A 14,181-nucleotide genomic window follows, 5' to 3' on the forward strand; every position below is an offset into this window, starting at 1 on the left:
GGTACCGCCGCTCGCCTTCCATCGCGCCGCCCGTTCACGAAAGAGACACCCCGAAAGGCCAAGGGCCGTGCGCAACGACCTCCACACCCCCGACCGCCACCTCGCCGCCGTGCGCAACCTGGGCATCCTCGCCCACGTCGACGCCGGCAAGACCACCGTCACCGAGCGGATCCTGTACGCCACCGGGACCACGCACAAGCGCGGTGAGGTCCACGACGGCACCACCGTCACCGACTTCGACCCCCAGGAGCGCGACCGTGGCATCACCATCTTCGCCGCGGCCGTCAGCTGTGCCTGGAACGGCCACCGCGTCAACCTGATCGACACCCCCGGCCACGTCGACTTCGCCGACGAGGTGGAGCGCGCGCTGCGGGTGCTCGACGGGGCGGTCGCCGTGTTCGACGCCGTGGCGGGTGTGGAACCGCAGAGCGAGTCCGTGTGGCGGCAGGCCGACCGGCACGGCGTGCCGAGGATCGCGTTCGTCAACAAGATGGACCGGGCGGGCGCCGATCTCGACGCGGCCGTGGCGTCGATCCGGGACCGGCTCCACCCGGTCCCGCTGGTCGTCCAGCTGCCGATCGGCGCGGAGGACACCTTCACCGGCGTCGTCGACCTGGTCCGCATGAGGGCGCTGACCTGGGAAGGCGATGCCGAGACCGCCGTAGAGAGGCCCGTTGTGGGGGAGTTGCGCCAGGAGGCGCTGCGCCGGCGCCGGCTGCTGGAGGAGGCCGTGGCGGAGCGTCACCCGGCGGCGCTGGAGGAGTTCTGCGACGGGGAGACGCTGTCCGCCGAGACCCTCACCACCGCGCTGCGCGACCTGACGCTCAGCGGTGACGGTGTGGTCGTGCTGTGCGGCTCCGCCTACCGCAACCGGGGCATCGAGCCGCTCCTCGACGCGGTGGTGGACTGTCTGCCGTCACCCCTGGACGTCCCGGCCGTACGCGGCACGCGGGCGGTGCCCGGCGAGGAGGGCGAGCGGCGTCCCGCCGACCCGGCCGCCCCGTTCGCCGCCCTCGCGTTCAAGGTCAACGCCACCGCCACCGGCCGGCTCACCTACCTGCGGGTGTACTCCGGAACGGTCGGGAAGGGAGACACGGTGTGGGACGCGACCGCGCGCCGCACGGAGCGGATCGGCCGCATCCTGCGGGTGCAGGCCGACCGGCACGCCCCGCTGGACCGCGCCGTCGCCGGGGACATCGTCGCCGTGGTGGGCCTGAAGTCGGCCCGCGCCGGTTCGACCCTGTGCGCGCCCGACGCCCCGATCGTGCTCGAACCGCCCGGTGTCGCCGAGCCGGTCGTGTCCGTCGCGGTCGAGCCGCGCCGCGGCGCCGACGCCGAACGGCTGGTGTCCGCACTCGCCCGGCTGGCCGAGGAGGACCCGTCGCTGACCGTCCGGACCGACCCCGAGACCGGCCAGACGGTGCTGTCCGGCATGGGCGAACTGCACCTGGAGGTCGCGGTGGAGAAGATCCGCCGCACCCTCGGGCTGGAGGTCGACGTCGGCCGCCCCCGCGTCACCTACCGCGAGACGGTGGCGCGCGGAGTGTCCGGGCTGGTCTTCCGGCACGTCAAACAGGACGGCGGGGCCGGTCAGTTCGCCCACGTCGTCCTGGACGTGGAACCGTCGGAGGAGGACGGGTTCGCGTTCCGGTCCGCCGTGGTCGGCGGGCGGGTGCCGCAGGAGTACGTACGGGCCGTCGAGGCCGGCTGCCGGGACGCCCTCGCCGAGGGCCCCCTCGGCGGGCACCCGGTCACCGGACTGCGCGTCACCCTGACCGACGGGGCTACCCATGTGAAGGACTCCTCGGAGGCGGCCTTCCGCACGGCGGGCCGGCTGGGACTGCGGGAGGCCCTGCGGGCCTGCGCGATGACCCTGCTGGAGCCGGTCGCCGAGGTCACGGTGACCGTGCCCGAGGACGCCGTCGGCACGGTCCTCGGCGACCTCGCGGCCCGCCGCGGACGGGTCACCGGCTCGGCGGTGCGCGGCGGCGCGGCGGTGGTGACCGCCACCGTGCCACTGGCCGAACTGTTCGGCTACGCGACCCGCCTGCGCAGCCGCACCCAGGGCCGGGGCACCTTCACGGCCCGGCCGACGGGGTACGCGCCGGCACCGCAGGCGGCGGCGGTCGGGACGTCGTAGAGGGTCGAGACGCCGTAGACGGTCGAGACGCCGTAGCCGGCTGTGACGCCGTAGCCGGCTGTGACGCCGTGGACGAGGCGCAGTGACCGGTGGGGAGGCCCGACCTCCCCACCGGTCCTACCCGCGTCCGGTCACCGGACCAGGACCAGGACCAGGATCACGAGGGCGACGACGGCCGCCGCGATCAGCGCGACCTTCCATCTGCCCTCGTCCGACAGCCGCGGCACGGTTCTGAGGTGTCCATCGGTGCCCCGGAAGACGTAGAACTCCAGGAAGGCAGAGCCGGGCGACCTGGCCTTGACGACCGTCAGACGCCGGAGGACGACCTGCCGTTCCTTCTCGTCCTTGCGGCGCCGCAGGTACGGCTCGACGGCCGTGCGGTGGTCGGGGGAGAGGTCGCCGGGAAGAGGGTCGTCCAGGCCGAGGAGATCCTCCCGCCAGCCGCCCGCGTCCAGGTCCGACCCGATCCGCCGGGGCCGTGGGACGGGCGGTGGCACGACGTCGGACCGCCGGGTCCACTCGATCCGCCCCGCCGTCCAGGACGTCAGACTCCCGTGCCCCTTGCAGGTGGTGCACTCGGTGGTGCCCCTGCGCCCGCACGGCGCGCAGGGGATGCGCCCGGTCGCCTCGCACTCCGCGCACCTGACCTTCCCCCAGCCCCGGCAGCCGGGGCACGCGCTGTCGGGCGTGTGGCACCCCTCGCAGGTCACCCGTTCGTCGGGGCGGTCGGCGCCGCCCTGCTTCGGAGGCCGGGGCGGGGTGCTGGGCAGGCCGCCGTGCTTGAGGTACTGCGTGCACGCGGTGACGCCCTGGCAGACGGCGCACACCTGCGCGGGCTCACAGGGGCGGTACGTCATGCCCGCGCAGTCGGCGCACTGCCGCCGGCCGTTGCCGCAGTCGCACGACCCGAGGTGCACCGAGCCGCGTCTGACCAGGTGGAGCGTCTGGTCGCGGGGCACCTCGTGGGGACCGAGCTTGTAGTCCCGCAGCACGTCGTAGGTCGGCCGCTCCGCGAGGGAGACGGCGCCGGGCCGGTGCCGAGTCTCCTCGGTGCGGTACTCGATGTGATGGGTGACCGTGCCCTCGAGCAGGTGCGAGCGGGTAAGGAGGAGGTTCTCCAGGTCAGGGGCGGGGCGCTTCCCCCGGCCGGAGCGCGCCAGGTACGCGCCGATCGCCGCACGCACCTCCTCGTCGGACGGATCCTCTGCTGCCACGACGGCACTCACTCCCCCCAGTCGCCCCCTCCCACCCGGGTACGGGCGGGAACCGGTGCCGAGCGGCACCAGTGTGGCGGGAGCGGGCCCGTGGCAAAAGGGCGCGGGGTGGTGCGGGGACGCGCGGTGCGTCCCGCGAGACGTGACGCACCGAGGCCGGCGGGCCGCGACACCGCCTGCCGGCCGGGGCCCGTCACACCGAGCCGAGTGCGTCCACCAGCTCCGCGAGCGCACCGGCGAGCGCGCCCAGCCCGGATTCGTCGGCGGGGCCACCCGGCTCGGTCATGTAGACGTCGCGCCGGATCTCGATCATCAGGGCGCTGACCCGGGGATCCTTCCCGTAGTACTCCAGCGGTACGTACGCCCCGGCGAAGGGGCTGTCCACCCCCGTGCCGCCGAAGCCGGCGAACGCCCGCTCGGCGCGGGCCAGCAGCTCCGCCGGGGTGTGGAAGCCGTCGCTGCCCAGGCAGATCGGCGGACGGGGACCGTCACCGTGCAGTTCGTACGGCAGACGCTCGGTCGGATACGAGTGCACGTCGACGACCACCGCCCGCCCCACGGCCGCCAGCCGCTCGGCGACCGCGTCGGTCATGGCGGCGGCGTACGGCTCGAAGTACTCCCCGACGAGCGGCCGCCCGTCGAAACCGGCCGGACGCAACTCCCCCTTGTGCGTGGTCCGCGTGTACACCGCGCCCATGCCGACCGACAGCATCTCCTCCCGCTCGTCCGGGAACCGCTCGGGATCCACGACCAGCCGGGACAACCGGTTGACGAACCGCCAGGGCGCGACGGAGCAACGGGCCGCGGCCACCGCCGCGATCTCCGCCGTGTGCGAGTCGGTGATGTGGTCCAACTCCCGCTCCAGCGCCACGTCGTCGAGCACGATGCCCTGCCGCACCGTCGCCGGTATCGCCCGCGAGGAGTGCGGGACGTGGAGGATCACGGGGGAGTCGGGGGCTCCGGGGAGGAGCTGGAAGGAGGATGACGCGTCGTTCATCTGGGATGTCCTTGCTGCGCGTTGCTGTGGATCGTACGTCGGGGGGCATGCGCGCCTCCCGCCTGGTCGGTCGGACAGGGTGGCTGCGCCGCCCGACCGCGCCCCGTGAGTGTATACGACTCCTCTCCTGCGCAAAGGAGTTAACCAATGCTTTCATTTTCTTCTGGGGGCGGGTTGCCTCGTGCGTCTGACCCGTGAACGCCATCGTCCTGACATCGCCGTTGCGGCAGAGGCCCGGGAGGCGGATGTGTGAAGGGTGGGCGCGCCCCGTTCGCCCCATGACTATCGTGTGTGCGGTAGATCACTCGCACGCTGGGGGCGGCATGGGGCTGGCAAACGAAAAGATCATTTCTCAGGTCGAGGACCTGCTGCAGGGCAGGGTCGTCATTCCTTCCATCCAACGAGATTTCGTCTGGATGAGGCCCGATGTCCGTGATCTCTTCGACTCCCTCTACCGGGGTTACCCGGTCGGCGCTCTCCTGCTGTGGAAGACCGGTCTCACCGTCCCCTTCAAGACGGCTGCCGTCGTCCAAGCCGCGAAGTCGGCGCACCAACCCCTCTATCTGCTGGACGGGCAGCAGCGGTTGACCTCCCTCGCCTGGGTGTACCGCCCGGAGTCAAAGGCCGACGGCCGGCTCATCGACCTGCGCTTCGACGTGCGCACCGAGGAGTTCGTCAATCCGAGCGCTGTGCAGCGGAAGGACCTGCTGCTGATCCCGGTGTCGACGCTGCTGCAGGAGAACGTGCAGTTCTACCAGGTTCTGCGCAAGGCGGGAGTGTCGATCGACGACCCGAACTTCGACTCGTGGATTCAGCGGTTGCAGAAGGTGAACAACATCCGGCAGCACCAGATCGCCGTGATCACCTACGAGTCCGATGACTACGAGGAGGTCGCCGAGCTCTTCGCCCGGCTGAACAAGGGCGGCCGACGGCTGTCGAAGGGCGATCTCGTGTACAGCGCCATCGCGGCCCGCTGGTCCGACGGCCTGGACACCATGGACTCCTTCCACCAGGAACTGCAGGACAGTAACTTCGCTCTGAACAGGGAAGCCGTCCTGCGCCTCATGAGCCTCCTCGCCGGAACCGGCGCCCATCACATCAAGCTCATCGGGGCGGACGTGGACGAGGCCGCACTGAAGGAGGCCTGGCAGGCCACCGAGAGGGCTCTGCGCTTCGCCATCGACTTCCTGAAGGGCGAGTGCTCCATCCCCCGGTCCGAGATCCTCTCGTCGCCGAACGTCACCATCGTGCCCGCTCTGCTGCTCCACCACCGGGACGGCAAGCTGCGGCCGGGAGAGACCCAGCTACTGCGCCGCTGGGTGTACACGGCGATGGCCTTCAGCCACTACTCCTTGCAGGTCGAGGGCAAGCTCGACGCGGAGGCCAGACTGATCAAGTCCCGTGCGGGAGAGGACCTGTTCGCCGAACTCATTCGCAGGGCGTCCGGTACCCGATCCCTGGACAGTGCTCTCCACCCGAGGGACCTGGAGCAGAAGTACTCCACACATCCCTTCTTCAAACTGCTCTACATCGCTGCGCTGCGGGGTACGGCGCGGGACTGGGCGACCAACATCGCCATCAGCGACCAGCCGATGAACAGCGGCGCCAAGATCGAATTCCACCACGTGTTCCCCCGCGCACGGGTCCAGGGAACGTACGCGAAGGAGGAGTGGAACAGCCTCGCCAACCTGGCCTTCGTCACCGGCCAGACCAACAAGATGATCTCTTCCAGGCTGCCCGACGACTACATGTCCGGCATCGCTCCGGAGCGCCTGGCCGAGCAGTGGATTCCAGATGACCCGGAGCTGCGGTCCATGGACCGCTTCCCCGACTTCCTGGCCGCACGCAGGCGCCTGCTGGCCAACGTCCTCAATGATCTGCTGGGACTCCCGGCCTACGACGGTCGGACCGGCCACCGTGACACCGAGGAGTTGCCCGCTGACGAGGAGGTGATCGCGGAGGGTCCGGCCGCGCCCACGCTGGTCGGCGACGGCGTGCGAGAACTGCGCACGGAACTGGGCGTCGAGATTCACGCGGTCTACGAAGGCCGTCGCATCACCGCCTACTACGACCCCTCGTCCCGCACGGTGACGATTCCCTCCGGGCCCGGCCGCGGCGAGTACGAGAGTCCGAGCGGGGCGGCAGTAGGCGTGGTGCACGCCCTCAATCCGCACGTCAATCCGAACCGCAACGGATGGTCGTTCTGGACGGTCACCGCCACCGGCAATCTCTTGCAGAGCATCCGGTAGCGGGACAGCGGGCCAGGCACTCCGTGCACCGACTCATGCGGGGGCCGATCCGGAGGGGCGAGGCGTCGAACGTCTGCCTCGACGGCACAGGAGGCCTGTCGGACGTCAGCCGTAGGCTGTCGTCGGAGAACAAGGGGAGACGATGACTGACGACCGCAAGGCAATCGTTCCGGTGTGGACGCTGGCGACCGGCGACGTCCGGGTGCCCGCACTGGCCGGAGACGAGCCGATGACGGCTGAGCGCCTGGCTGAGCTGCGCAGTGTGCTGGCGGCCCTGGCCGACGAGCCCATCGCCACACTTGAGGTACATCCGTTGCCCGACGAGCTCGACCGCGGCCGAGGTATCCCGCTCGACGCCGTGAGCCCCCTGGCTCAGCACCTGTCGCAGCTCATCACGCAATCGGCGCGGAGTTCCTCTGCTGCGGCCACGGCGACCGCCGCAGGCGAAGGCCTGTACCGCATGGTGGTTCCGGCGAAGGTCGCCGCCCAGTTCGGGCAGGGCGTCGTTCGCCCGATGGCGGCGAAGGGGGTGGCCGGTGGCATCCGCGGTGCATTTGTGCAACCGACAGGCCGTATCGCCGCCGGCGCGGCGTTCGTGCCGGTCGGTAGAGCGGCAACAGCGGGCGCGGTCGGTGGAGCCGGTGCGACAGCCGGCGTCGCGGCCGCCGGCAGCGCGGCGCTCACGGTGGCCGCGCCGCTCGTGCTCATGGCCGTGGCGGTGGGGGTGAGCGCGCACGCCGACCACAAGCGCCAGCAGGCCATCGAACACATCACGGAACTGCTGGAGCAACTGCACGACGAGAAGCTCGACGACGAGCGCAGTGAACTCGACGGCTGCCGCGACGCCATCGACAAAGCCACCGCCATCCTGCTCGACCAGGGCAAGATCGGTGTCTCACTGGGGCTGGACTCGGCAGTGCATGCCATCAGCAAGGCGCTGGCCGCCGCCGACCGCCGCCTCGCCCAATGGCAGAGCGCACTCGACAAGCTGCCCGACGACAAGGCCGTCGAGATCGGCACGCTGACCAAGGCGTTCCCCGGCGTCGACGAGGACGGCGGCACGTTCCGCACCCACCTCGAACTCGCCGCCTTGGCCATCGCGCTGAAGCGGCGGGTCATCGTTCTGCAGGCGGTCGAGCATGCCCAGACCGACGCCGGCAACCTGTTCGAGAACTTCGTGCGCGCACTCAAGGCCGACCAGCAGCGCCTCGACAAACTGGAGTCGGACATCGCCACTGTCCTGGGACGCCTGTCGGCGCTGGAGCTGGCACGCCCGCAGGGTCTGCGGCCCGTCTTCACAACCGGTGAGGTCGATCGCCTGATGCGCGCGGCGAACCGGATCCACAGGCTTGGCGACGGCGTCATGGCCGACAGCCGCGCGACGGACGTGGCGATCGAGATCGCCCGCGGCAAGGACGGCTCGGTGGTCGTGTTCCCCGCGCTGCCCGCGTAGGCGTAGGCGCGCTCGCATTCACCTGGTGAGTGGGGGCAGGTTGCCCGATACCTCGACGCGATGGTGGCTCTTCGCCCTGTTCCGCACCGTGACCGAGGGCAGGGTGATCCGCCGGGTGCTCACCGAGGGGCGCCCGGCGGATCACTCGACGCGGTGCCCACCACCGCCCACACGGACTTGCGGGGCCGGAGCGGCGGTCGGTGACGCCCCGATCGTCGGCGAGGGCGAGTGACGAGGAGAAGGCCGCGACCGGGACATGTGTCGATCCGCATCGCAACGGATGGTCGTACAACCTTGTACTGCGCCTCCGGCTACTTGCCGCCACGCTGGTGGGGCCTGACGTAGGTGTGGCCTTCCGGGAGTTTGTGGGCCCCGGCCAGGCCGGCCCTGCGGTGTGCCTCCGAGTACGCGGTCTGCGCCGTGTCACTGGCCTGCTTGCCCAAGTGGTCGATCCTCATCAGGTGCCCGGCCACTCCATGCCGAGAGGAGGCGCTGGGCAGATGCACCACCCGCTGGGGCCCGTTCTCGTGCTTGGGCAGCGCGAAGGGCCTATAGCAGACGAGTCTGATTCTCTTCTCGCCCGGCCGAGCTGGGAAGTTGAGGATGCCGCTCGACCCGTAGCTGCCTGTTTCCCAGGTGAGCCGCTTACTGCCCATGAGTCTGTTCACGGTTGCCCGGACGGCATCGCTCGTGTGCTGTCCGGAGCCCGGAAGCCTGCGGACGTTGCTGATCAGGTTGTCCAACGGCAGGAGCGCGCGGCCGTGCTCGTCGAGGTAGCCGAGCTTGCGAACCGTCTCCTGCACCAACCCGTCGAGCGAGGTGACGTCACCGGTCCGGGACCGCGCCTGACTCGCGGGGAGGTCACGGACGACGACCCGAGGGTCGTACTCGAAAAGGAACCTCCTCCTCGCGATCAGGACCGGACGTGGCAACGGGTGCAGACAGAGCCTCAGTTGTCCGTTGCTCAACGTGGCCGTGACCCGTGTGCCCGGCATGATCTGCGTCCGTGGCCATCGAATACCGCGGACATGCTCCTTGGCGGTCTTCTTGTGCAGAGAAGCCAGCAGCACCGTCGGGAACGCGCGGCCGTCGTGGAGCTGCACCACCTTCGCTCTTCGCACGCGCCCCGCGGCTCGCGAAGGCATCGGACACAGGCCGTCGTCGAGATGGCGGCTGCGGAGCACGAACGTCCACTGGATCTGGGACTTCGTCTCGATCACGTCGTGCGGCTCACCAGGGTCGGGCTGCCGGATCACCACTGTCCGACCTGGGCCGGCGGCAGGCTCGTCCTCGCTCGGGCTGCCCTGGGACACGGACACGACGACTGGCGCGGTGGCGCGTGCTTCGGAGGCGTCCGTATCACCGGCGGCCTGCCGGCTGAGGCAACCCGAGCAGTACACCACGGTGGTGCCCATGTCCACGGTCCCGACGGCGACCTCGGCGGCCACCGTCGTCCGGTGACAGATCCCGCAGACGAAAGAGATGGGTGCGGCGAGGCGCAGCAGCGTCCAGCCGAAGCGGTCCGGGGTGCGTTCAAGTATCTTTGCCCCTTGCAGCGCTGACCCCTGAGCCCTCATGAGCTGCCCTCCTGCCGACGTCACACACCGATGACCACTGCCTGCCACTCGCGGACGGCCACGGCCGTCTGCCCGTGGCCGTGCACGCGGTGCTCCGACCTCACACACCCGCCTCCACGAGGAACGGGCTGGGCTTGCCGGACCAGGAGACGTGCAGTCCGTCGCGGGCCCTCGTGCAGGCGACGAACAGCAGGCAGCGTTCGGACATCATGTCCGTCTCGTGCTGCTGCGCATCCACGTCGGCGGGCGTGACGGCCTTCGCGAACGGCAGTGCGTCCTCGTTGACGCCGACCACGGCGACGCAGCGGAACTCCAGCCCCTTGAAGGAGTGCATGGTTCCGACCCGGACGGCTTCAGCGTCCTTCGCGGGATCGGCTGTCCGCAGCGGTACGGCGGGGAGGCCGGCGGCCTTGAGGTGCGCCACCGTCTTCGCACACGTCTTGTTGAAGCGGGTGCTGACCCCTATCTCCCCGGCGCCGACGCCTGCCTCCAGCCACGTCCGTATCCGAGCGACGAGCGCGTCGAGTTCGGCTTCCTCGGTCGCCGCCGTGTGCACGGTGGGCCCGTCACCGTGGAGCGCGGAGCGGTACCCGAGCAGCGTGTCGTCGCGGCCCTCGTCCTCGAGCTGGGCGATGGGGCGGCCGACGAGCAGGGCCGTGGACCAGCGCAGGATCTCCTGGGTGCTGCGGTAGTTCTTGCGCAGCTTCACCGACCGCCCGGTCACCTTGATGCCGAGCGACTTCAGCGACACCTTCGCGTCGTAGATGCGCTGGTGCGGGTCACCCGCGATGAACAGGTCGTCCGGGCGGGCGGGTACGGCCGCGCGCAGCAGACGCCACTGCGCCGGATGCAGGTCCTGCGCCTCGTCCACCACGACGTGCCGGTACGGCGGGCCCTTCTCCTCCAGCAGCCGGGCCGCCTCCGCGCATGTCTGCAGCCAGGTGCGGGCCCCGTCCTCGGCCAGGGCGGTTTTGAATCGCTCGACCGTCTCCCACACCAGGGGCCGTTGTGCCGCCGTCAGCCGGCTTCCGCGGCCGCGCCGGTCCGCCGCCTCGTACTCGGCCAGGCTCCTGATGCCCTGGGCCAGGATGACGTGCCGGTACTCCTGGGCGAGGAACTGCGGGCTGCCGGTGAAGCCCGTGGCCTTCGCGGCCTTGCCCCAGCGGCTCTCCTCCTCGTTGTTCATCAGCGGCCGCAACGTCACCGCGCCCGGTGCCTCCGCGACGACACGGCTGGCGAAGCCGTCCACCGTGGAGATGTCCACGCGTCCGCGCAGCTCCGGATCCTCCACGAGGGACTCCAGACCGGAGCGGAGAGCGTTGACGAGTGCGTTCGTGTACGTCGTGAGGAGGATGCGGTCCCCGTCGCGCAGGTGCCCGAGCAGATGTTTGACCCGGTGCAGCGCGACGACGGTCTTGCCGGTGCCCGGCCCGCCGGTGACCTGGGCGGGCCCGGAGTAGGACGCCCGGTAGGCCACTTTCCGCTGCGAGGGGTGCAGGAAGACCCGCCAGGCCGCGAAGGGCTTCTCCAGGATTTCCCGCAGCTCCTCGGATGCCGTGACCAGCGCGATGCGGGCCAGGCTGTGCCGGATCGCCGTGTCGTAGTCCTGGGTGTCCACGGGCTGCGACGACGCCTGAAGGGCCGGCGCGACGATGTCCTGCCAGACCTCCTCGACCGTGCAGCCCTCCGCGAGGTACTGCAACACCTCCCGCTGGTCCTGCGGAAGCAGCGGCGCGAAGACTTCGAGCTGCTCCTTGTCGACGAGCGACCGGGCCTGCCGCAGCGTCTCGGCGTCGATGCCGAGGGCGGTCAGGTCGCCGTCGGAGAACTTCGCGAACAACCGCTCCTTCGGCGAGGCCTGCGCCACCTGCTCGTACGCCGGCGTGATCTCGTCCAGGGTCGCCGCGTCCCGGATCTCGACGGCCCGCGTCACCTCGTTGATGCTGGCCTTCTGCTTCTTCGCCCAGGCGATGGCCTTGTCGTGGGGCATGACCCGCAGCAGGAGGAACGTGTCCCCGGAGGCCGGGGCGAGGACGACACCGCGCCAGAACTGTCCGATGCGGATCGTCCGGATCTGCTTGTCCTGCGCGTTCGTCAGACTCTCCAGCTTCAGCCCCGGATCCTTGAAGAGCTGATCGAGGGTGAGCCGGTCGAACTTCTCCCAGGCCTCCAGGACGCCCTTCCTGACCGGCGGCTGGAGCTTGGGGAGTTCGGCGAAGAAACCGATGTCGAAGGCGAGCTGCGGCATGAAGGGATCCTAAGGGCCGGGCGGGGTGCGGCGGAGAGGAAGAGCCAGGTCAGGTGCGCGAACCGGCAGGGCCGCCGTCGAGATCCAGACGGATCACCGCCAGCGTCTCGGCCACCTCGGCCGTGAGTTCGTCGTCCGGCCCCCACACCACGCACAGGTCGGCGTGCAGCGGGTCCAGGACGTCGAGCGCGTCCGCCGCCCGCCCCTGCGCGAGCAGCAGCATGCCGATGTCGCGGCGCAGTTCGACGGCCTCCTCGCTCACGTCGCCGTCGACGGAGCTGACGACGTCGAGGACGCTGTGCAGGCCGGCGAGCGCCTCGGTGACCTGGCCGAGTTCACCGCGGCAGCGGGCCGCCTGGGCGCGGCTCTCCCGGGCGTCCTCGCTGCTCGGGCCGCTGACGCGTCCGTACGCGTCGGCGAGCGCCTCGAACTCGGGCAGTGCGGCACGGTGGTCACCGCCCAGCTGACGGCTGACCGCCCGGAACATGCGCAGTCGGAGGACCGCCTTGTTCTCCGACCCCAGGGCGCGCGCGGCCGGCTCGATCACCTCGTCCACCACCTCGGCCGCCTGCGCGTACCGCTCCTCCTCCATCAACGCCCGGTAGTGTTCGTGGACCTCGCGGATCTGTTCCCGCAACGCCTCCCGCTCGGCCTCGGGGACGACGGGCGGCGCCGCGGCCCCGGGGGTGGGTGCGGCGGGCCGTGCGCCCGCGGCACCGGCACGCGAGCGGGGCGCGTAGGGGCGGCGGAAGACACCGGTCGGATCGGGTGCCCCGGCGGGCCCCGCCCCCTCCGGCACGGCCTCCTCGCCCGGCGCCGGCAGGAAGGGCCGCAGCCGCTCGTACACCTCCTGCACGTCCGCCGGACGCGCCTCGGGCGCCTTGCGGAGCAGGTGCAGGACGAGCTCCTCCAGCTCCTCCGGTACGTCGGCCCGCAGCTGCCGCAGCGGCGTCGGTGCCGCGTTGACGTGCTGCATCATCAGGTGGAACTCGCCGTCCCCGCTGAACAGAACACTTCCGCACAGCAGTTCGTGCAGCACGCACCCCAGCGCGTACAGGTCGGTGCGCGGTGTCACCCGCCCGCCGCGCACCTGCTCCGGCGCCATGTACTGGTGCGTCCCGATCGGACTGCCGGTCGCGGTCAGCTTCGTGACATCCGTCTGGAGGATGGCCGCGATGCCGAAGTCGAGCACCTTCACCGTGCCGTCGCGCGCGATGAGGATGTTGCCCGGCTTCAGGTCGCGGTGCACCACGGGCACGTCGTGCGCGTACGACAGCACGGTCGCGACCTGCGCCGCCACGGCCACCGCCCAGCTGAGGGGGAGCGGCCGCTCCGGGTGCACGTACGCGCTCAGCGGTACCCCGTCGACCAGCTCCATCACCAGGTACAGATGCTCGTACGACTCGTCGAGCACCGCGTCGTACACCTGCGGCACGCCCGGGTGCTGGATCCGCGCCGTGATCCGCGCCTCGCGCCGGAACCGCTTCGCGAACTCCTCGGCCAGGTGCGGTGACGTCACCGCCTGCGGACGGATCAGCTTCACGGCCACCGGCCGGTCCAGGACGGCGTCGTAACCCCGCCACACGTCCCCCATGCCCCCGTGGCCGAACTGCTCCAGCAGTTCGTACCGTCCCGCGATCCGCCGTACGTCCGGCACCTGGCCCCCGCCCCCGTCGAGTGTCCGAAGTGGTCTTCGATGTGTTCGGGGACCAGTGTCGCGGGTGGGAGTTCGGCGCGTCCAGACAGCTCGCGGGCGGCCCGTGGCGTCAGACCAGGCCGGGAGCGGTGTACTCCGCCCAGACCGTCTTGCCCGGACCGTCCTCGGCGCGTGCCGCGCAGCCCCAGCGGTCGGCGAGCGCCTCGACGAGCAGCAGCCCGCGGCCGCTGTCTCCGGGAGCGCCGTGCTCCGGTGCGGCGGAGGGGACGCGGGGGAGGCGTTCACCGCGGGTGTCGCCGACTTCGATCCGTACGGTGCCGGTGGCCGGGTCGGCGGTGAGGAGGACGTGGAAGTCCCGGCCGGCCACGTGCCCGTGCCGTACGGCGTTCGCGCACAGCTCCGCGGCGATGAGGGTGACGGCGTCGTGCGCGTCACTGCCGTACCGGACGCCCCAGGCGTCGAGCCGGTGCCCGCACAGCCGACGGGCCAGGCGGGCGCCGCGCGGAGTGGAGCTGAAGCGCATCGTGAACCGGTGGGTGGTGGAGGGTGGTTGTGTTGCGGTCATGCACTCACGGTGGCGCCTCGTGGCGTAGCGTGACCAGTGGTGACGCGCTGACGTTGATCCTTCGTACGGCGCGTGTGCGGG

The 14,181-nt window shown here is 70.9% G+C and carries 9 protein-coding genes; 3 read left to right on the forward strand and 6 right to left on the reverse strand.

Features of this window, described 5'->3' with window-relative positions; genetic code table 11:
• Positions 1–67: 67 nt before the first annotated feature.
• Positions 68–2,140, forward strand: coding sequence for an elongation factor G (gene fusA / locus ACZ3KJ_RS28950; protein WP_467531256.1), 2,073 nt, complete (start codon positions 68–70; stop codon positions 2,138–2,140).
• A gap of 131 nt (positions 2,141–2,271) precedes the next feature.
• On the opposite strand, the gene ACZ3KJ_RS28955 is transcribed toward fusA, so the two are convergent.
• Together ACZ3KJ_RS28955 and ACZ3KJ_RS28960 are read right to left on the reverse strand one after the other, a co-directional pair.
• Positions 2,272–3,354: a hypothetical protein gene (locus ACZ3KJ_RS28955; protein ID WP_467531257.1), complete on the reverse strand. Its 1,083-nt coding sequence runs from the start codon at positions 3,352–3,354 to the stop codon at positions 2,272–2,274.
• 193 nt (positions 3,355–3,547) lie between these two features.
• Positions 3,548–4,351 carry an N-formylglutamate amidohydrolase gene (locus ACZ3KJ_RS28960; RefSeq protein WP_467531258.1) on the reverse strand — a complete coding sequence of 268 codons (804 nt, stop codon included), beginning with the start codon at positions 4,349–4,351 and terminating at the stop codon, positions 3,548–3,550.
• 323 nt (positions 4,352–4,674) lie between these two features.
• On the opposite strand from ACZ3KJ_RS28960, the gene ACZ3KJ_RS28965 reads away from it, so the two are divergent.
• The gene (locus ACZ3KJ_RS28965) at positions 4,675–6,600 is read left to right on the forward strand and encodes a GmrSD restriction endonuclease domain-containing protein (RefSeq protein WP_467531260.1); all 1,926 of its coding nucleotides are present in this window, start codon (positions 4,675–4,677) and stop codon (positions 6,598–6,600) included.
• A 142-nt stretch (positions 6,601–6,742) separates the two neighbouring features.
• Positions 6,743–8,053, forward strand: a complete 1,311-nt coding sequence (locus tag ACZ3KJ_RS28970) for a hypothetical protein (RefSeq protein WP_467531262.1) — start codon at positions 6,743–6,745, stop codon at positions 8,051–8,053.
• A 311-nt stretch (positions 8,054–8,364) separates the two neighbouring features.
• Here ACZ3KJ_RS28970 and ACZ3KJ_RS28975 read toward each other — a convergent pair whose 3' ends face one another.
• The 4 genes from ACZ3KJ_RS28975 to ACZ3KJ_RS28990 all read right to left on the reverse strand — a co-directional run bounded on the left by ACZ3KJ_RS28975 (position 8,365) and on the right by ACZ3KJ_RS28990 (position 14,100).
• Positions 8,365–9,630, reverse strand: a complete 1,266-nt coding sequence (locus ACZ3KJ_RS28975) for a hypothetical protein (protein ID WP_467531264.1) — start codon at positions 9,628–9,630, stop codon at positions 8,365–8,367.
• Positions 9,631–9,730: 100 nt separating this feature from the next.
• Positions 9,731–11,878: a UvrD-helicase domain-containing protein gene (locus tag ACZ3KJ_RS28980; RefSeq protein ID WP_467531265.1), complete on the reverse strand. Its 2,148-nt coding sequence runs from the start codon at positions 11,876–11,878 to the stop codon at positions 9,731–9,733.
• A gap of 49 nt (positions 11,879–11,927) precedes the next feature.
• Complete coding sequence (locus ACZ3KJ_RS28985) at positions 11,928–13,535, reverse strand: serine/threonine-protein kinase (RefSeq protein WP_467531267.1); 1,608 nt, start codon at positions 13,533–13,535, stop codon at positions 11,928–11,930.
• A gap of 109 nt (positions 13,536–13,644) precedes the next feature.
• Positions 13,645–14,100, reverse strand: a complete 456-nt coding sequence (locus tag ACZ3KJ_RS28990) for an ATP-binding protein (RefSeq protein ID WP_467531269.1) — start codon at positions 14,098–14,100, stop codon at positions 13,645–13,647.
• Positions 14,101–14,181 lie beyond the last annotated feature (81 nt).

The organism is Streptomyces sp. NPDC003248 (assembly GCF_055563235.1).

Bases quoted from the DNA above. Each gene is read 5' to 3' on its own strand.
- ACZ3KJ_RS28965 (WP_467531260.1), top strand. From the start codon at position 4,675: ATGGGGCTGGCAAACGAAAAGATCATTTCTCAGGTCGAGGACCTGCTG.
- ACZ3KJ_RS28960 (WP_467531258.1), bottom strand. From the start codon at position 4,351: ATGAACGACGCGTCATCCTCCTTCCAGCTCCTCCCCGGAGCCCCCGAC.
- ACZ3KJ_RS28990 (WP_467531269.1), bottom strand. From the start codon at position 14,100: ATGACCGCAACACAACCACCCTCCACCACCCACCGGTTCACGATGCGC.
- ACZ3KJ_RS28975 (WP_467531264.1), bottom strand. From the start codon at position 9,630: ATGAGGGCTCAGGGGTCAGCGCTGCAAGGGGCAAAGATACTTGAACGC.
- ACZ3KJ_RS28980 (WP_467531265.1), bottom strand. From the start codon at position 11,878: ATGCCGCAGCTCGCCTTCGACATCGGTTTCTTCGCCGAACTCCCCAAG.
- ACZ3KJ_RS28970 (WP_467531262.1), top strand. From the start codon at position 6,743: ATGACTGACGACCGCAAGGCAATCGTTCCGGTGTGGACGCTGGCGACC.